This is a genomic window from Thalassolituus marinus, assembly GCF_020320395.1.
Lineage (GTDB): Bacteria > Pseudomonadota > Gammaproteobacteria > Pseudomonadales > Oceanobacteraceae > Venatoribacter > Venatoribacter marinus.
This window is the reverse complement of record NZ_JAEDAH010000006.1, coordinates 16,541-37,023: the sequence shown is the minus strand read 5'-3', so window position 1 is coordinate 37,023 and position 20,483 is coordinate 16,541. Positions and strand designations below refer to the sequence as shown.

General features: G+C 54.1%; 10 protein-coding genes. 4 read left to right on the top strand and 6 right to left on the bottom strand.

All coding sequences use genetic code 11. The features are described from left to right. Positions 1–84: 84 nt before the first annotated feature. Positions 85–2,268 (bottom strand): LuxR C-terminal-related transcriptional regulator, encoded by a 2,184-nt coding sequence (locus tag I9W95_RS18450; protein ID WP_225671076.1) that lies wholly within the window; start codon positions 2,266–2,268, stop codon positions 85–87. Between the two features lie 355 nt (positions 2,269–2,623). On the opposite strand from I9W95_RS18450, the gene I9W95_RS01510 reads away from it, so the two are divergent. From I9W95_RS01510 to I9W95_RS01500, 3 genes are all read left to right on the top strand, one after another. Beyond that, positions 2,624–5,386, top strand: a complete 2,763-nt coding sequence (locus I9W95_RS01510; RefSeq protein ID WP_225671074.1) for a peroxidase family protein — start codon at positions 2,624–2,626, stop codon at positions 5,384–5,386. 157 nt (positions 5,387–5,543) lie between these two features. After that, on the top strand, positions 5,544–7,244 hold the full coding sequence (locus I9W95_RS01505) for a PAS domain-containing sensor histidine kinase (RefSeq protein ID WP_225671072.1): 1,701 nt from the start codon (positions 5,544–5,546) through the stop codon (positions 7,242–7,244). Beyond that, a complete protein-coding gene (locus I9W95_RS01500) occupies positions 7,241–9,418 on the top strand; it encodes a GGDEF/EAL domain-containing response regulator (RefSeq protein WP_225671070.1) in 2,178 nt (725 codons plus the stop codon). The genes I9W95_RS01505 and I9W95_RS01500 overlap by 4 nt, the downstream gene beginning before the upstream one ends. Before the next feature lie 2 nt (positions 9,419–9,420). On the opposite strand, the gene I9W95_RS01495 is transcribed toward I9W95_RS01500, so the two are convergent. From I9W95_RS01495 to I9W95_RS01475, 5 genes are read right to left on the bottom strand one after another with little or no spacing between them, the layout of a single operon-like run. Then, positions 9,421–10,299, bottom strand: a complete 879-nt coding sequence (locus I9W95_RS01495; protein WP_225671068.1) for a transglutaminase family protein — start codon at positions 10,297–10,299, stop codon at positions 9,421–9,423. Continuing rightward, complete coding sequence (locus tag I9W95_RS01490) at positions 10,299–12,809, bottom strand: circularly permuted type 2 ATP-grasp protein (protein WP_225671066.1); 2,511 nt, start codon at positions 12,807–12,809, stop codon at positions 10,299–10,301. The genes I9W95_RS01495 and I9W95_RS01490 overlap by 1 nt, the downstream gene beginning before the upstream one ends. A gap of 32 nt (positions 12,810–12,841) precedes the next feature. Beyond that, positions 12,842–16,207 (bottom strand): transglutaminase family protein, encoded by a 3,366-nt coding sequence (locus I9W95_RS01485; RefSeq protein ID WP_225671064.1) that lies wholly within the window; start codon positions 16,205–16,207, stop codon positions 12,842–12,844. After that, positions 16,204–17,142 (bottom strand): alpha-E domain-containing protein, encoded by a 939-nt coding sequence (locus tag I9W95_RS01480; RefSeq protein ID WP_225671062.1) that lies wholly within the window; start codon positions 17,140–17,142, stop codon positions 16,204–16,206. Before I9W95_RS01480 ends, I9W95_RS01485 begins: the two co-directional genes overlap by 4 nt. After that, the gene (locus I9W95_RS01475; RefSeq protein WP_225671060.1) at positions 17,142–18,629 is read right to left on the bottom strand and encodes a circularly permuted type 2 ATP-grasp protein; all 1,488 of its coding nucleotides are present in this window, start codon (positions 18,627–18,629) and stop codon (positions 17,142–17,144) included. Before I9W95_RS01475 ends, I9W95_RS01480 begins: the two co-directional genes overlap by 1 nt. Positions 18,630–18,935: 306 nt before the next feature. On the opposite strand from I9W95_RS01475, the gene I9W95_RS01470 reads away from it, so the two are divergent. Beyond that, positions 18,936–20,483, top strand: coding sequence for a cryptochrome/photolyase family protein (locus I9W95_RS01470; RefSeq protein ID WP_225671058.1), 1,548 nt, complete (start codon positions 18,936–18,938; stop codon positions 20,481–20,483).

Sequence of the window (20,483 nt, the reverse complement as noted above, 5' to 3'; positions counted from 1 at the left end):
GCGTTTCAGATTGAAAAACAGCAGCTGAGGAATGCTGCAGTTTGGAGTGACATCCAGTCACTCCAAACTGTGGGACAGCAGTGCTCAGCCGGGGCTCTTTTCCATCAGCTGACGGGTCAGCGAACGTACGCTGTGAATATAGGCTACCACCGCAGAACGGCTTTCCATGCCCAGCTTGCGATAGATATTCTTCAGATGCCATTTCACAGTAGACTCGGATATACCACTTTCTTCAGCAATTTCCTGATTGCTGCGGCCGGTAGCCAGTAACTTAACCACCAGCTTTTCCTTACCCGTAAGGCTGGAGAAACGCTTTTCCGCTTCCGCATCTTCGGTTTTATCTTCCGGAAAAATCAGCGTGCTGAACATTTTCAGAAATATTGCCGGCGGTTTCACCTCAGCATTTTCAATCAGATTGCGTAGCACCAGCAGCACGCCCGGAGCTTCATCGAATAAGCTGCGATTAAAGTGCAGCCAGCCATAGAAATCGATACTTTTTCTTAACATGTCCGCAGCTGTTCGCTGATCACCACTCAGCCAGGTGATACCCGAAATCTGTGCTTCGGTAACAGAAGCACGGAAAAGGTGTCCGGCATCAAGTAAGCGGCAACGCAGGTTTTCCAGTTGCCCGACGGCCTGAGAATACTGTTGCTGCATGCTCAGATAATAACCCCAGCCCTGACTGCGCCAGTCATGGCAGTCGAGACTCGCGGATGTCTGTAAACGGTGGCTTTCATCAAGGCTGTATTTATCCGCCAGGTAATCGGCACGCTTTCTGTCATCTTCCACATAGGCCTGACGCATTTTCTCAGCAACCATTTTGCTGGTGTATCGTGGGTAATTACCCAGCGACAACAATCGCTGCAGTTGATTGAGATAGCTCTGACTTTTGTGTGTGTCCCCACTCAGATGCAGTATGCGCGAGTAGTAAAGATAAAAGTGAGTGATCACTTCGGTTGAACACGCGCTGTTTATATGCGGCATTGCTCTTTCACACAGCTCACGGGCTTTATCCAGATTATTCTGCTCGTAATACAGAATCACCATACCTGCAGAGAAATTCTGCCACACCGGATCGGAAGCATCGTCAGTACAACGACGAAACTCTGCCGCCAGCTGCTGTCCGGCCTGAACCATATAGCCACGATATTTATCACAGGCAATTACCAGCATTTTGGTCAGACCGGCCAGATAGTGCTGCTCACGCTGCACCATATACTGGTAGGTATCCTGAGAGAGGCGCGCCGCTTCGTCGAGATCCCCCGACGAGAAAATACGGTAGGCCTGCAGCAAGCGTTCAAGACAGTGTATGACCTCATTTTTACTGTCAGAGGGCTCTCTTATATCAACATGTTCCGCACCATCCTGCTGGCTATTAAGAAATAAAGACAATGTGTCTTTAAGAACCTGTAACACGGCCGCCAGTTGCTGGCCCTCTGCTGAAGCTTCTGCCTGTTCTATAACGTATTCGGCCTGATGGAAACGACGGGTAAAGATCATCGCAATCACCAGTGGCACTATGATGTTTTCCTCAGTCAGCACCGGCTCCTGATCATCAGACAAGGTATTAATCAGCAGATTAAAGTGTCCGTGCCTGAGCCAGTAATTTCCTGCCGCAGATAACAGTCCGGCTTTCTCACTGCGCTTCAGACGCAACAGACTGTGCCAGTACTCCTGTGCCTGAGGAATCCACTGGTAGCGATCCGGGTGTCCTTCCTGTGGATAAATAAAGCGATATTTCTGCCACATATCGAACAGGCTTTTGTTGCCCACTCGCACACTGTTCCAGAGAGAGTCCGAGAGTTCAGTGAAGCAGCTCAGGCGTGCGAGATCACCACTATCAATGTCGCAGCTGTCAGCGATTAATACGTTTTTAAAATAGCTGAAGGTCTGACTGCGCAGCGCCGCCGGATTCCAGTTATGTTGCTTCATTGCCTGAAACAATGGCCATTCGCCTGCGCTGGCCGCCACCAGTTCCGGCTCCTGAAGACACAACACCCGGCGGTGCCCTTGCCAGCGCATCAGCGGAATATCCGCCATGACTGCAGAACAGATAAAGATCCTGTCCTGTGGCCCCAGAAAATCAATCAGTTGTGTCAGATAAGTGTATTTTTCCGGGTCCTCGCAGCACTGCAGATCATCAATAAATATTCCCAGCGCCCGATCCTCAGGCTGGCGCAAGTGCACAGGCTGTTTAAGCCAGGCACTCAGCACGTCGCTATTTGTCAGACATTCTTTTTGTAACGCGAACTGCAGTGATTCCGCCACTGACTGTCCTTTGCAACAGACCACTGCAATGCTGATCGCAGTGTCATCCTGTTGCCATGCAGCGTTGGCCTGATGCAACCAGAAACTTTTACCAAAACCGGGCCCCGCAACACACAGAGTCACGTCCGAATCGACAATTACCTTAGTTGCTGGCGTGTCAGGTCCGCCTGAGATGTGTGCACACATAATTTCTTATTATTTTCTGCTGGTGCTGATACGTCACAATGTAGCACACCAGTTCCAATACCAAGAACCTTGCCGGCCCCCTCCTTCCCCCCCTTTTGGGGGGCTGTAAACCCGGCGTACTCTTCTAGCCTTGCAGCTCCACAAAAAATAACGATAAGAGGACGCTTGCATGACAACATCTGTCTGGGTCACCTGGCCCGCTATCGCCAAAGCCGGTGGTAGTCTTGGCATTGCTGCCGGTCTGATTACGCTGGCCATTCAGCGTGAGCAACTGATGGATGAGAATCTCATCGCTACTGAAGATCTCAGCGCCATTAACGCCACCATTGTCTGTGACGAACGCAGCCATAGCGCACGTACCGAAGACGGTACCTGTAACATTCTGGAAAACCCGGCTGAAGGCTCAGCCAACCGCCGCTTTGGCCGGAACGTGCAGCTGGAAGCAGCCTACGGAGAGACCGAGGCCGACACACTGTTGAGTCCGAACCCGCGCGAAGTATCCAATGCGCTGATGGCGCGTAACGAATTCAAACCGGCCACCAGTGTTAACTTTATTGCTGCCGCCTGGATTCAGTTCATGGTGCATGACTGGGTAGACCACGGTGAGAATCCGGAAAGTGATCCTATTCTGGTACAGCGCCCGGCTGATGATCCGATGGGCCCGGGTGTTATGACGGTACGTCGCACCAAGCCGGATACCGACCGCAGTGCAGCCGACGAGGCCACCCTGCCACCGACCTACCGCAACACCAACACTCACTGGTGGGATGGTTCGCAGCTGTATGGCAGCAACAAGGAAACCAACGATCAGATCCGTTCATTTGTCGACGGTAAACTGAAAGTGAATGCCGACGGCACGCTGCCAACCGGCTACTGGGATGGTATTCCGATTACCGGTTTCAATGACAACTGGTGGGTTGGTCTGTCGATGCTGCATCAGCTGTTTACGCTGGAACACAACGCCATTGCCGATAAGCTGAAACAACATTATCCGGCGCGCAGCGACCAGTGGCTGTACGACAAAGCCCGTCTGGTAAACGCCGCTCTGATGGCCAAGATTCACACCATTGAATGGACTCCGGCCATTATCGCCAACCCGGTAACCGAACGTGCAATGCGTGCTAACTGGTACGGCCTGCTGGACAACCGCGAAGACCGCGACGAAGTGCAGAACATTCTCGATGGTCTGAGCAATGGCGTGGAAAACTCCCTGCTGCTGAAGCTGATTGCTTCTTCCGACCCGGATCTGGCCGATAAGCTCAATGATCCGAACTTCCTCGATTTTGCACTGGGTGGTCTGGTTGGTACCCGTGAAGCCTACAACGCCGGAACCGATTACACCCTGACCGAAGAATTCACCGCGGTTTATCGTCTGCACCCACTGCTGCGTGACGACATCGAAGTGTATGACATCGGCTCGAAAGAAGTGGCTAACCGTATCGCGCTGGAAGATACCCGCGATGGCGATGCCGAAGACATTCTGGCGGAAGAAGGTGGCGACCGTCTGTGGTATTCCTTCGGTACCACTTACCCGGGTGCTCTGACACTGCACAACTACCCGGACTTCCTGCGTAACCTGTCCATTCCGCTGGTCGGCGATATCGATCTGGCCACTACCGACATCCTGCGTGACCGTGAACGTGGTGTGCCACGCTACAACGAGTTCCGTCGCCAGATTGGTCTGAATCCGATTACCAGGTTTGAAGATCTCACAGAAGATGCGCAGACTCTGGCCGAGCTGAAACGCCTGTATAACAACGATATCGAGCAGATTGATACCCTGGTGGGTCAGCTGGCCGAAACCGTGCGTCCGGAAGGCTTTGCCTTTGGTGAAACCGCATTCCAGATCTTTATTCTGAATGCTTCCCGTCGCCTGATGACCGACCGTTTCTACACCTCCGATTACCGTGCTGAAATCTACACTCAGGAAGGTATCGATTGGGTGGAAAACAACGACATGAGCGACGTGCTGTTGCGTCACTTCCCTGAACTGAAACTGAGCCTGACCGGTGTGGATAACGCTTTCAAACCATGGGGCCTGAACATTCCGGAAAACTACCAGAGCATGGCCGCCTGCGATAAGCAGACCCTGCTGTGGCAGAACGGCGCTGTGCGCACTCAGTATGCTGAAGGCGATCGTCCGGCACTGAAAGACGTGGATATTGGCGGCCTGATCGACTCTGTGCTGTGGGACAAAGTGAAGGTCAACGAAGACGTTGCACCACTGGGTTACGAAAAACCGATTCACCCGTATGGCACCATGGCTACCGTAGCGTTTGAATCCACCGGTAACCACCCATACACCGGCGTGTTCAAAGGTTCCGAGTGCGGCCTGCTGCGTCTGTCAGTGACCGGTAATCCGGCTGACCGTGGTTTCGCACCGGGTCTGGCGTGGAAAACCTTTGTTGATGGCAAGCCTTCGGCCAACGTATCGGCGTTGTACACGCTGTCAGGTCAGGGCGACAACCATGACTTCTTCGCCAATGAACTGTCGCAGTATGTATCCACCGAAGCCAACGACACTCTGGGCAGCACCATTTTGTTCTCGCTGGTCAGCACCAAGCCTACCCGTCTGATGACGGAAAATCTGGCCGCCGTGCGTGCCGACGGCACACAGGAAAGCAGCGTCAATGCGCCAACCCAGATCTACTTCGTTCCGACCTCGGACGTTCGTGGTCTGTTCAGCAGCAACGCGCACGATTTCCGTGATGACCTGACCACCCTGCAAGCCGGAACCGCGCTGTACGATGTGTATGCCACCAGCAAAGACATCCGCACCAGCTGGATCAGCTACTACAACAACAAGTACGCCAAGCAGCGCCGCGACAGCGCGGTAAAAGTGGGCACTATTCGTCTGACGTCGGATATGACCACCTCAGCCTTTGGCGATGGCGGCGTATTCTTCAAGCATCAGCGCTACGAAGACCGCTAACCCCATCAGCCGGGGCTGGTAGCCCCGGCTGATTGCAGTACAGTCCTTTTGCCCGGCCAGTCCGGGCTTTTTTGTGCCCGCCATTGCTCATTTTTTCGTCAGGCTGCAGCACAGCGTCTAAACTTGTAAGCAAACAAAAACAGCGTAAGGCCGCCCGATGAGCGAGCAGAAGGATTGGCAGCAGGACAGAGACAATCAGAGTTTCTATAAGGAGATGGTCGAAAGTGCATTCGACGGCATGTTGCTGCTGCAGGACAACATCATCATTAACTGTAATCAGGCCGCCTGCGATCTGTATGGCCTGACCCGCGAGCAACTCTGTGGCTGTCATCCCGGCCAGCTGTCCCCCGAAATACAACCCGATGGCGAGTCGTCGCAGCAAAAAGCTAACCGCCTGATGTCTGCCGCCCTGGATGGCGAAGCACGGCAGTTTCTGTGGCAGCACCTGCGCCATGACGGAGCAGCATTTACCGCTCAGATCAGCCTTAATCCGGCACGTACCGTTGAGATTCCCGGTGAGGGACGCAAAAGCCGGTTTGTCGCCATTCTGCGGGATGTCACCGCCGAGCAATCCAGTTCCTTAGCACTGCAGCAAAGTGAGCTGCGCTTTCGCCAGCTGTTTGAGCAGGCGCCGGTGGCACTGGCACTGACCCGTGGTGAAGAAGTGCATGTTATCAATCAGCGCTGGCAGAACCTGTTCGGTTACAACGCTGACGAAATCCGGACACTGGAAGACTGGTGGACGCGAGCCTACCCGGATATGGATTACCGCAGTTACGGCCGCAAAGCGTGGGAAGACAGCCTGAACTACATGCGCAACCATAACGGCGTTATTCCTTCTGCAGAATACAAAGTCCGCTGTGGTGATGGATGTGAACGCTACGTCCTGATAGGTGGTGCCCAGGTCGGTGACGAAGTCATGGTCAGCTTTTACGACATGACGGCCCAGCACCTTGCGCAGAAGGCACTGGCCGAACTCAACAACGAGCTGGAACAGCGGGTCGAGGAGCGCACCGCTGAACTGAAAGAAACGCTGGAATACCTGCAACGTGCCCAGGAAGATCTGGTGCGTTCTGAGAAGCTCGCCAGCCTGGGAGCACTGGTCGCAGGCATCGCCCATGAGCTGAACACACCAATCGGCAACGCCGTTATGGTTGGCAGTTCACTGCAACAGATGGAACGGGATCTGACCCGCGCTCTGGAGCAGGGTCTGAAGCGCTCAGTGCTGGAACGCTTTCTCAGTGAGGTACGGGAGAGCGTCGATATTATGGCCCGTAACCTGCGCCGAGCTGCTGAGCTGATTACCAGTTTTAAACAGGTCGCGGTCGATCAGTCCAGCTATCAGCGGCGGGAATTCAATCTGGCCGAAGTGGTGCACGAACTGCGGCTGACGCTGAGCCCGACGCTGAAAAAATCACAGGTTACCCTGAGTGAAGACATTCCCATTGCAGTGATGATGGACTCCTACCCCGGCCCCCTCACGCAGGTACTGATGAACATCGTTAATAACGCCGTCATGCATGCTTTTGAAGGGATCGACCAGCGCGAAGTTTCTATCAGCGCGACGCAGACGTCTGCTGAGGAGGTCACGCTGATCATCAGTGACAATGGCTGCGGGATAGATCCTGCACATAAAGCCCGTCTGTTCGATCCGTTTTTTACCACCAAGTTGGGCAACGGCGGCTCAGGACTTGGGCTGCATATTGTTTACAGCCTTGTGACCGAGCTGTTGGGCGGAAACATCGCAATCGACAGCGACCCCGGGGCTGGCACCCGGGCTACGCTCACCATTCCGCTGTGCGCTCCGTCACGTGATGACGCAAACAGCCCGGGGGCAGACCAGAGGAATAGCAAATGACCGACTCTGACGACCTGCTGTTTATCGAGGAAGACGATCACGTACCGGGCGATGACAGCAGCCATTGCTGGAACCTGCTGATCGTCGATGATGACCCGGATGTCCATGAAGCAACGCGACTGGCGTTACGAGGGCTGGAAATTGAAGGCATCTGTATTCAGCTGCTGCATGCCCACAGCGCCGCCGAAGCTCTGTCCATTCTTCATCAGATACCAGATATTGCCGTTATGCTGCTCGATGTGGTTATGGAAAGCGATGATGCAGGCCTGAAACTGGTACGAACCATCCGCGAACAGCTGAATAACCACCTTATTCGTATCATTCTGAGAACCGGCCAGCCAGGCTATGCGCCGGAAATGGATACCATCCGTCACTACGACATCAACGACTACAAAACCAAATCGGAACTGACCCGCACTCGCTTGTTTACCAGCCTGACCACTGCCATCCGCGCTTACCGCCAGATGCGGGATCAGCAGGACTTATCGCGCGGGCTGGAAACCGTAGTCAGTGCCAGCACCGAACTCACCCGCCTGCAAGGCATGCAACGCTTTGCAGAAGGCATCGTGGTACAGATCTCAGTACTGCTGGGTATCAGCCCCGAAGGCCTGATCTGTGCGGAAGACGGAGAAGACGATACCCCGCCACGCGTAATCGCTGCTGCGGGTCATTACCGTCACCTGCTGAATGAGCCGCTGGCATTACTACCCGCGTCGGTTGGCGAATTATTACAGCAATGTCTGCAGAAAAAGAGCAACCAGCAACACAACGGTATTGCGCTGTACTTCCCTTCTGATACGTCCAAAGGTCTTGCTGCCTACATTGATCTGCGCCGTCCACTAAGCGCCAATGAACAGCGGCTTATTCAGCTGTTCAGTGCCAGCATGGCGGTCGGTTTTGACAATGTCGTGCTTTACAGCCGTATGAGTGAACAGGCCTACACCGACCCGATGCTGCACACTCCCAACATAAACCAGCTGCTGGAATGGCTGCGTTCAGATCAGGAAGTACGCGAAGGTAATACTCTGGCCGTCATCGATGTCGATGACTTTTCCACCATCAACGATACACTGGGCCACGAATTTGGTGACGATTTACTGAATGCGGTTTACCAGCGCCTGCATACAACGTTTCGTCAGTGCCGCATCGCCCGGATTGGCAGCGATATTTTTGCCATTATTGATGACGATAAACAACTGACACCGGCACGCCTCAGCACCCTGTTTTCCCCCGCATTTTTATGTAATGGCGATCCGGTCAGGGTCAGCGCTACATCAGGACTGGTTCAGCTTGGCCAACGCCAGCCCAGCGGCTCAGACATTCTTAAAGATGCACATCTGGCACTGAAGCAGGCTAAGCAACATCAGCGCGGTGGCGCCTGTTATTTTTCGCAAACCATGGGACAACAGGTACGTGAGCGCATGCACATGCTCGGTGCCCTGCGAGAAGCTTTCAACAAGACTCAGCTGTTCCTGACCTACCAACCGAAAATTGGTGTCAGAACAGGAAAAACCAGTGGTTTTGAAGCCCTGTTACGCTGGCGCTCGGCTGATGGTGAAATGATTCCACCAGACCGCTTTATTCCGTTGGCGGAAAAATCCGGCATGATCGTCGCACTCGGACTGTTTGTGCTGCGCTCCGCTTGTGAATTCCTCAAGCAGCTGCACGATCTGGGTTATCAGAACCTGACCATGGCCATCAATGTTTCTCAGGTACAACTGAAGGAGCCTGATTTTATTCTGCGCTTACAGAATATTCTGGCATCCACAGCCGTCGCACCAGCATCCATTGAACTGGAAATTACCGAGTCTATGGCTGCCGATGATTTCAATTCACTGGTCAGCCGTCTGAGCGAAATCCGTCAGTTAGGAGTAAAAATCGCTATTGATGATTTCGGCACCGGATTTTCATCATTAAGCGTACTGCGTGAATTACCGGTAACACGCCTGAAGATCGACCGCGCATTTATTATTGATATCGAGCAGGACGACAGTATTCCACGCATGGTGATCGGCCTCGGGCACAACATGGGCCTGAGCATTACTGCCGAAGGTGTGGAGACCGCTGCACAGAAAAACATTCTGCAAGCGCTGGAGTGCGACGAAATTCAGGGCTGGTACTATGCACCAGCGCTGAACGAAAAAGACGTCAGCCAATGGCTGCAGGATCACTGATCCTACAGACGCTGAACGTCAACGGACACGCTGAGAATGGGGTTCTCTCCGCCACCAAAGATGACACCGCACAGCGGTGTTACATCATAATAGTCACGCCCCCAGGCAGTAATAATATGCTGCTCCGCAGCCATACAATTATTGGTCGGATCAAATTCAAACCAGCCCTCGCCCGGCGCATAAACCGATATCCAGGCGTGACTGGCATCCGCACCGACCATTTTCTCCTGCCCCGGTGGCGGCAAGGTTTCCAGATAACCGGAAACGTATTTCGCAGCAAAACCGAGTGAGCGCAGACAGGCTATCTGCAAGTGAGCAAAGTCCTGACAAACCCCTTCGCGGTTTTCCAGTACTTCCTCCACCGGTGTGGCAATTGTTGTTGCCTGTGGGTTGTATTTAAAATCGGTAAAAATACGCTGTGTCAGCTCCAGCGTGGCACGCAGCAGCGGTTTATCCTCGGTAAATATATCGCCACAGTAATCCACCAGTGTCTGACCTTTACGCACCATGCCTGAGTTCAGCAGGAACTCACGTGCCATCAGCGTGTCGATGTCGCGGTTACTCTGCATGAGTATCCGCGCCTGAGCGCAGGTTACACCCAGATCGAGATCCATCATGCTGACCTGATCGCGGGTTTCGACATCGGAGGTGGAGACAATCCGCAGTTTTTTATGCGGCTGATGAATCTCAAAGTGATGTGCCCAGTTGCCGAAATAATCTTCGCGCTTACTGTTAATCACGGCGCCTGGTTGTACATCCAGATGGGTACTCAGACACTGCTGGCGGCGACTGTTACGCGGCATCAGGTGGGCCATGTTGTAGCAATGAGACACGCGGCTGGCGTACTGATATTCGGTAATGTGTTTTATCCGGTAGCGCATCACAGAATCTCCATGGAATTACGCACCAGTTGTTGCGATGCTTCACGATGATCGAAGTACTTATCGGTAATCTGGTCACTCAGCTGACCCAGCAGCTGATGACATTGCGACATGGCCTGCAGCAGTGCCGGTCGCTGACCGTCGTCACTGAGACTGAATTCTTTCAGTGGCGTCAGTTTCACCAGCACCTCTGCCTGCATCAGGGTACGTTCTTCCAGTGTCAGCTCATGCAGTACCGCCGGCGGCTGCGGCATGGCTTTAAGATATTCAGCAATGTGCTCCAGCTGATACATCAACGAGCGCGGGTTGCTGCTGTCGAGCAGTATAAGATCCAGACTGGTTTCCACACTCATGCGACCGCGGTAACGCCGGCGGTAGCTGATCAGAGTTTCCAGGGTCAGCAATAATGCCTCTGCCAGACGATTCTGATCGCTTTCGGCCATGGCCGGTACCAACAGACTGGTGACAGCGGTATTAATCTGCTGCGCCCGTTCCAGACGGCGTCCCAGCTCCATAAAGCGCCAGCCGAAGCTGCGGTTCATGCTTTCCTGGGTTAATCCGGCAAAGGCCATGAGTGCCGTCACCAGCGGATCCAGTACCTCTTCCGGCGCCGAACCTTTGTTGCCCGTCAATTCGGTTGGCAGGCTTTGCAGTGCATCGCGGATATCGTTAATAACGCGGAAAGTGTCTGAAGACAGTAATTCTTTCGCCTGGTCGGCACAGAACAGCATGGCATTCAGATTACTGCTGATGCTGTTCGACAGGGTGCCATTTTCAACCCATTCATCCAGTTGCTCGTCGGCGCCGAGTTCTGCCGGTACCAGTACCGCCATGTTCTGCAGCGCTCGCAGCAAATGGTCTTTCACCTCGTTACCCGCCGGTGACTCACTGTTGAACTGAATAAAGGTGGTGCGCAGGATTCGCAGTGTGGATTCCGCACGCTCGGCATAGCGCCCCATCCAGAACAGATTCTCGACTACCCGGCTTGGCATACTGACCAGATCGGCTTCACGCAGGGCACCGCTGTCGTCCAGCTGTTCGCTGATCAGGGTGCGCTCGTGGTCAGAATCAACCACCCAGGTGTCTTTCGAGCGGGCACCAGCCTGACCGGCAATAACAAAGCTGTTTTCCGCTGCGCCAACCCGGGTCAGACCACCAGGCATCAGGCTGTAGGATTCACCACTGGCCACCGCGAAGGTTCTTAACAACGCCGGACGTGGTTGCAGAATCTCATTGTGCAGCGATGGCAAATGTCCGGCGGCCAGATGAGGCTGCGCCACAAATTGCACCGGGTCAGCCAGAATGCGTGCCTTAAGCTGCAGCAGGCCCTGTTCATCCAGTTCACAGGCACGTACGCTGCTACTGCCGGCCTGACGGTAAACCGGCTTGATCACAAGCTCGCTGAGATGTTCCAGCACATAGGCCAGATCTTCTTCGGCGCCACACCAGTAGGTGTGTACCGAACCGAGACGCAGCTCGCGGCCGAGCAATGCTTTGGCGATGTCCGGCAGATAGCGCAGGAACACCGGGTTTTCGACAATGCCCGAACCCAGCGGATTAGCCACCACCAGATTGCCGGCACGTACCACTTCGAGCATGCCCGGCACGCCCAGACGCGAATCGGCGCGCAACTCCACCGGATCACAGAACCAGTCGTCTACCCGGCGCAGCAATACATCGACACGCTTCAGGCCTTCCAGCGATTTCATCCACAGGAAACCATTACGCACCATCAGGTCATCGCTCTGAACCAGCGGGAAGCCCAGATAGTTGGCCATATAGGCGTGTTCGAAATAGGTTTCGTTGTGCGGCCCCGGGGTCAGCAGGACGACCCGCGCCTGCGACGGATTGGGCGACAAACTCAGCAGCTTGGTACGCAGACGCTGAAAGAATGTCGATAAGCGGTGTACATGACTGTCGCGGAACAGACTCGGGAAAACACGCGACATGACGGTGCGGTTTTCCAGCGAGTAGCCGGCACCGGACGGCGACTGAGTACGGTCGCCCAGCACCAGATACTGGCCCTGCGGGTCACGGATCAGATCCACCGCATGCATAATCAGGTCGTGCTCGCCGGGTAACTGAATACCGTGACAGGCACGTAAAAAACCGCGATGGCAGAAGATAGCCTCCGGCGGAATAACGCCGGTGCGGATCAGTGAGCGCTCACCATAGATATCGCGCAGCAACAGATTGAACAGCTCTGCCCGCTCAAGCAGGCCACTCTCCACATCCGCCCACTCATCACTGGCAATGATGTTGGGCACCAGATCCAGATTCCAGGTGGTGCTCTGGCCGGTACTGTCGCCGTAAATGTTATAGGTGGCACCGTCGTCACGCAGAATACGCAGCGCTTTCTGCTGACGGGCGGCTATATCCTCAAGGCCGTTAAGGCTGTCCAGCACATCCTGCCAGTGCGGCAGGAGCTGACCATCCGCCGCGAGCATATCGTCGCGGCGCTGGTCATCGGCCGGATAGAGCCATTCAGGCCTTGATCCACTGCTGTTCATAATCTGTTACACCGTTTGCATGAGCCGTCAGTTTAACGCATCCGGCGCAGATCCAGTGTATGCGGATAATCATCCGCTGAATCTTCCGGCGGCGGAGCCATCGGCCGCACTGTGGTGTGCGGGAAGAACTCACGCAAGGCATCCACCTCAGGGCGTGCGGTAAACGGCCCCTGAGTATGGCCAATATCGCTGAAACGATTGACCCGACGCGCTTCCGCTTCAAAGGCATTGACCGGGAAGGTGTCGTAGTTACGCCCGCCCGGATGACTGACCGCGTAGGTACAGCCACCCACCGAGCGTCCGTTCCAGGTATCAATCAGATCGAACACCAGCGGTGCATGCACATCAATGGTCGGATGCAAAGCCGAAGGCGGTGCCCAGGCTTTGTAGCGCACGCCAGCCACATACTCGTCTTTGCGGCCAGTGTTGCGCAGCGGTACACGACGACCATTACAGGCCAGTACATAACGCTCGCCCTTGATGCCGGTAACTTTCACCTGCAAACGCTCCACCGACGAGTCGACGTAGCGGGCAGTGCCAAAGCTCGATACTTCTTCACCCAGTACGTGCCAGGGTTCAATCGCCCAGCGCAGTTCGATAGAAATATCATCGAGCTGTACGCGCCCGTAATGCGGGAAACGGAACTCCTCAAACGGTGCCAGCCACTCGGGTTTAAAATCGAGACCGTGATCCTGTAAGTCCTGTGCCACCGAACACACATCACGCCAGATATAGTGCGGCAGCATAAAACGATCATGCAGCTCAGTGCCCCAGCGCACCAGCGGTTTGCGATACGGCTCACGCCAGAAACGGGTCATCAGCGCGCGGATTAACAAGCCCTGTACCAGCGACATACGCGCGTGTGGTGGCATTTCAAAGCCACGGAATTCAAGCAAGCCCAAACGGCCGGAACTGGCACCGGGAGCAAACAGTTTATCGATACAGAATTCCGCCCGGTGGGTATTACCGGTGACGTCGATCAGCAGGTTGCGCATTATGCGGTCAACCATCCACGGCTGTGGCGTCTCGCCCAGTGGCATCTGCTGGAAGGCGATTTCCAGTTCGTACAGGGATTCATCGCGCGCTTCATCAACACGCGGTGCCTGACTGGTCGGACCGATAAAGGCCCCGGAAAACAGGTACGACAACGATGGATGATGCTGCCAGTAAGTGACAAAACTCTGTAAAACATCGGGTCGGCGCAGCAGCGGACTGTCTGCCGGCGTCGGCCCGCCGAGGGTAATGTGATTGCCACCGCCGGTGCCGGTATGGCGGCCATCGAGCATGAATTTCTCGGCCCCCAGTCGTGACTCGCGTGCGGCCTGATACAGTTCAGTGGTATTCGCCACCAGCTCGCGCCAGTTATTCGCCGGGTGAATGTTCACTTCAATAACACCCGGGTCCGGAGTCACCAGCAGTTTTTTCATGCGGCTGTCGCGTGGTGGTTCATAGCCTTCAATAACCACCGGCATATTCAGCTCAGCAGCGCAGGCTTCGACACACGCCAGTAGCTGCACATAGCTTTCCAGATACGGCAATGGCGGCATGAAAATATGAATTTTTCCATCACGCGCTTCAACGCACAGTGCGGTTTTAACCACATCACGCCACTGGCTGTTCAGCGCAGTATCACCCGACTCGTCGGTTTGTGATTGCGTCTTTTCTGCCGGGGGTTCGGCACGCTGATGCGATGTTATTGCCACCAGCTGATCGTGTCCGGCCAGCGGTGCGTGATCGGAGAACGGATCGACTTCCTGCGGCAGCCGAACTTCTTCACTCCATGGCAGGCTTTCTAACGGCAGGCGTAAACCGACCGGAGAATCACCGGGAATTAACGTCAGACGACCACGACGGAATTCCCACAGACTGGAGCTCCAGCTCTGCTGATAGAAATCCCAGTTCAATGGCAACACATAGCCGCTCGGCGTATCCAGCCCCTGCTCCAGCACCCGGGCCAGACGACGACGCGCCAGACTGTCTTTGGCGCCGGCAATCTGCGAATCCAGATTCACTGGCAGGTTTTGCTCCTGCAATAAATAATGCAGACCATCTTCGTAGGCTGCCTGAGCGTAACCTTCATCGAGGCCTAATTTTTCGCACAGTTTACGCGCAAACTGATCAGCGTCTTTCTGTCGATGTCCATAGTGTTTATCGATGCGAGCTAACAGCTCCGGTCTGTCCCATAACGGCTCACCATCCGTGCGCCAGAACAAACCCAGTGCCCAGCGTGGTACTTCCTCGCCGGGATACCACTTACCCTGACCATAATGCAGCAGACCTTTCGGAGCGAAATGGTCACGCAGTTTCAGCAACAGGGTTTTCGATAACGCCAGTTTATCTTTCCCCAGCGCAGCGGTATTCCACTGTGCCGATTCCATATCATCAATGGAAACAAAGGTCGGTTCACCGCCCATCGTCAGGCGCACATCATCGGCCAGCATCCGGCGATCCACTTCGTCGCCAAGCAGCAGAATATCGGCCCAGTCTGAATCGCTGTAGGGTTTGGTTACCCGTGGATCTTCCAGAATACGGGTGACGGTATTGGCAAAATCAAATTCCACTTCACACTTGTCGGTGAAGCCCTGAATTGGCGCAGCCGATACCGGGTCCGGTGTGCAGGCCAGCGGAATATGCCCTTCGCCGGCGAACAGCCCGGAAGTCGGATCAAGACCAACCCAGCCCGCCCCCGGCAGAAAAACTTCACACCAGGCATGCAGGTCGGTGAAATCGGCTTCCGGCCCCGATGGTCCATCCAGCGATTTTTCATCGGCCGTCAGCTGTACCAGATAACCGGAAGCAAAGCGCGCCGCCAGGCCGCAATGACGCAGCATCTGCACTAACAGCCAGGCACTGTCGCGACAGGAACCTTTGGCCAGTTCCAGCGTTTCCTCCGGCGTCTGAATACCCGGTTCCAGGCGCACGCAATACTCAACGTGGTTCTGAATGCTCTGATTAATAGCCACCAGAAAATCAATGGTGCGCTGTTTCTTCTTCGGCACACTGTCGAACAGGGCTTTAAAACGCTTACCCTCTTCGCTCAGTTCCAGATAGGGTGCCAGCTCTTTTTTAAGTTGTTTATCGTATTTAAACGGAAAGTCTTCGGCGTATTCTTCAAGGAAAAAATCGAATGGGTTGATGACGGTCATATCCGCCTGAACTTCGACTTCTACCGAGAACTTCTTTGTTTTCTCCGGAAAAACAACGCGTGCCAGAAAGTTACCAAATGCATCCTGCTGCCAGTTAATAAAATGATCTTCCGGCACAATTTTCAGGCTGTAACTGTGAATCGGCGTACGGCTGTGTGGTGCCGGACGCAAACGAATGACATGCGGAGAAAGATTAACCGGGCGATCAAAGTCGTAATACGTGTTGTGCTGAATCGCAACGCGAATGGTCATAACGGCTCCGACATAAACCAGGTTTTACTGAACGAAGCATGCAGGTCACCAAGGGCTACCTGTATATCGTTTAACATATCGCGGAATTCAGATCCGACTTCTTCCGGCTCTTCACTGCCAGGCAGATCATTGAGCAGGCTCTTCAGTCCACTCATTACTTCCTTGCTGTGTGGCAGGCGGCCAGCTACATCCATCATTTCAGCCACGCAGTAATGCAGTGAGCGCGGGAAGAATTCGTCACCAATCAGATAACTGACCACCAGCGGCCCCTTGACCGACGAACGGGTCGCGCGACGGAAAGGCTGTTCAGCATTCAGTGAACGCAGCACATTACCCCAGATAATCTGCCGTGCGTTGACGGCAAAGTCGTCGTCTTCAACCTGCATAATTGCCGCCACACCAGCATCCAGATTTCTCGTGGTGGAGTCCGCACGTTCAAGGTTCTGCCCCAGCAGTAGCATTTCCCAGGCCGCATCGCGTGGCATGTTCACATACCACAGGCCAACAATCTGTTGACACGCTTTGATCACGTTATCGAGAAACTCATAGCGGTTACTGCGGCTGATACCCTGTGCCAGATTATCCTGCACATACATGGTCAGCTCGTTTACCAGCTCCCAGGTTTCCGGTGGGATCACATCACGTGTAGTACGGATATTTTCCCGTACCGCTTTCATCGAGCTCACCAGTGATGAAGGATTACTTTCATCACCGAGTAAAAACTTCACCACATTGCGTTCATCACGCACGGAGTAGCGCTCATTAAAATCAGCTTCCAGGCTGTTAATAACAATCAGGTTATACCAGCCAAGGTTGACCCGACGTGGCAGGTCAAACAGCAATTTATCGTAAATGGTCAGAATACGGGCTGTACTCTCAGCACGCTCCAGATAGCGTGCCGCCCAATAAACCCGCTCAGCAACTTTTGACAGCATCAGTCGTTATCTCCTTCTGCGGATTTCTTTTTCGCCGGTGCGGTATCAACAATCCAGGTATCTTTACTGCCGCCACCCTGTGACGAGTTCACCACCAGCGAGCCCTTTTTCATCGCGACCCGGGTCAGGCCACCCGTTGTTACATAACTGTCTTTGCCCTGCAGAATAAATGGCCGTAAGTCGAGATGACGCGGTTCAATCTTACTTTTGCCAATCAGCGTAGGTGCCGTGGACAATGCCAGCGTCGGCTGAGCAATATAGTTACGCGGGTTTTCCTGAATCAGACGGGCAAACTCTTCACGCTCTTTTTTGGTTGAGTGCGGACCAATCAGCATGCCGTACCCCCCCGATTCGTTGGCAGGTTTCACCACCAGTTTATCGAGATTAGCCAGCACGTATTCACGCTGTTCATCGTCATAGCACAGGTAGGTTTCAACGTTCGGGATCAGCGGTTCTTCACCCAGGTAATATTTAATAATCTGTGGCACATAGGCGTACACAACCTTATCGTCAGCTACACCAGCGCCCGGTGCATTGGCCAGCGCCACATTACCTGCTTTCCACGCACGCATCAGACCCGGCACACCCAGTACCGAATCTTTTTCGAATACTTCCGGATCAAGGAACATATCGTCGACACGACGATAAATAACATCCACGCGTTCAAGACCAGCGATGGTTTTCATATAGACGCAGTCATCGTCTTTCACCACCAGGTCGCTACCCTCAATCAGCTCAGCCCCCATACGCTGGGCGAGAAATGCATGCTCAAAATAGGCGGAGTTATAGATACCGGGGGTCAGCACCACGACCACAGGTTTGGCGACCCGACGCGGTGACAATGACGCCAGCATATCGAACAGGTGTTCCGGGTAATCCCCGACCGGCGCGATGTTTGCTTTCTCGAATACTTCCGGAATAACGCGTTTCATAATGGAACGGTTTTCCAGCATATATGACACACCGGATGGCACACGCAGGTTGTCTTCCAGCACGTAGAATTGCCCATCGCCGTCCCGAACCAGGTCGGTGCCACAAATATGCGCCCACACGCCGTAACGGGGTGAAATGCCTTCACATTCCTTGCGGTAGTTTTTCGACTGCTTCAGAACGAACTCAGGAATGATTCCGTCTTTGATAATGTTCTGGTCGTGATACAGATCATCGATGAACATATTCAGCGCTTTCAATCGCTGCTTCAGACCGGCTGCTGTTTTTTCCCACTGAGCGCGTGAGATGACGCGGGGAACAATATCAAAAGGCCAGGCGCGGTCGATGTTGCCGCCTTCGGTATATACGGTGAAGGAAACACCCATCTCCTTAATGGTCGCATCGGCCGCCATTTTGCGCGACAGAATCTCTTCTTCCGATAAAGAACTCAGATAGTTAACCAGGCGTTTGGCCGGTTGACGAGGGTTGCCCGGCGTACTGATTAACTCATCGAAATACCCCTCCTGCGGGGCGTACTCTTTCCACTCTGTTGACATACCATTCCTCACAGTCCTGGTCGGACTTCAGGCCGCCTCATAGTGAGGCTTAATGCAATCTTTTGGTGCGAACGCTACGTTGCGCACTTGAGGGGCGCACCAAAAGGATTCATGACAGAAGCATTCCACATCATTGTGAAGGTTTTATAGCGAACCCTGCATTCTGTTGTTAATCACCTTTCAAAAACAGTGCCATTTGTCCGAATTGCCCGGTCTGCTCAGACAGAAGTATCAATAAGTCTTAGCGACCGCCAATTCCATCACCGAAAAAATCCTATACAATACCTGTACAAATGAGGATTAAGTATGGCGAAACTGGCTCTGATTACTGGCGATCAACTGACTCTATCACTGGCCTCTCTGCGTACACTGAATCCTGCACAGGACTGGCTGGTCATGGCAGAGGTGCATGAAGAAGCCACCTATGTGAAACATCACAAACACAAAATTGCCCTGCTGTTTTCCGCCATGCGCCATTTTGCACAGGATCTGCGCAATGCTGGCTGGCAAGTCGATTACTACAGCTACGCTGCCGATGGCCCGAAGTCGCTTCTGAGTGCCGTTGAAGAGTCTCTTAAACGACATCAATGCACTGAACTGGTGCTTACCCAGTGCGGTGAATACCGCTTGCAGCAGGCAATGGATAACGATTGGTCCAGAGTGCTGGGTGTTCCGGTCAGCGTCTATGAAGATGATCGTTTTCTAAGTCGAACGGCTGACTTCCGTCACTGGGCCAGTAGTCGTAAGCAGCTGCGTATGGAGTACTTTTACCGGGATATGCGCCGCAGCACCGGCTTGCTGATGGAGGGTGATAAGCCCCGTGGCGGGCAATGGAATTTCGATGCCGACAACCGCAGTGCCTACAAAGGCGAAGTGCCTGTTCCCCCGTCACTGACGTTTGACTATGACGCACTGGATAAACAGGTCTTTGCTGTGGTGGAAGAACATTTTCCGGACCATCCGGGTTCCCTGTCAGCCTTTCACTGGGCTACCACCAGAGCGCAGGCATTGCAGGTACTTGAACACTTTATCCAGTACCGGCTGCCTCACTTCGGGCGTTATCAGGATGCGATGGTCAGCAGCCACAGCCTGGGCACAGAAGCCGATTCTCTTTTTCACAGTCTGTTATCCCCCTACATCAACTGCGGTCTGCTGACCGCTCTGGAAGTCTGCAACGCCGCAGAGCAGGCTTTCCTCAATAACAGAGTGCCGCTCTCGGCAGCCGAGGGGTTTATTCGTCAGATCATTGGTTGGCGAGAATACGTGCGCGGCATTTACTGGACCTTTATGCCGCAGTACGCAGAGCGCAATGCGCTGCAAAACCAGCGCCGCTTACCTGGTTACTACTGGAGTGGAAACACCGGAATGCATTGCATGGCGGAAGCACTACGCAACACACTCACGAATGCCTATGCCCACCACATTCAGCGCCTGATGGTCACCGGTAACTTTGCCTTACTCAGCGGTATCGTTCCGGCCGATATCTGTGACTGGTATCTGGCGATGTACGCCGACGCCTATGACTGGGTAGAACTGCCGAACACGCTCGGCATGATGATGCACGCCGATGGTGGACTGCTGGGCAGCAAGCCCTATTGCGCCTCCGGTAAGTACATTGAGCGCCAGTCCGACTATTGTCGTCACTGCCAGTACAACGTCAAAAGCGCCGATGAACCTGACAGCTGCCCATTCAACAGCCTGTACTGGCACTTTTTAATCCGCCACCGCGAGGCGTTCGCCGCCAACCCGCGCATGGCGATGATGTACCGCAGCTACGACCGCATGGCGCCGGCCAAACAGCAGGCCATTCTGGCCCGCGCCGAACACTGCCTGAATCATCTGGAGACGTTATAA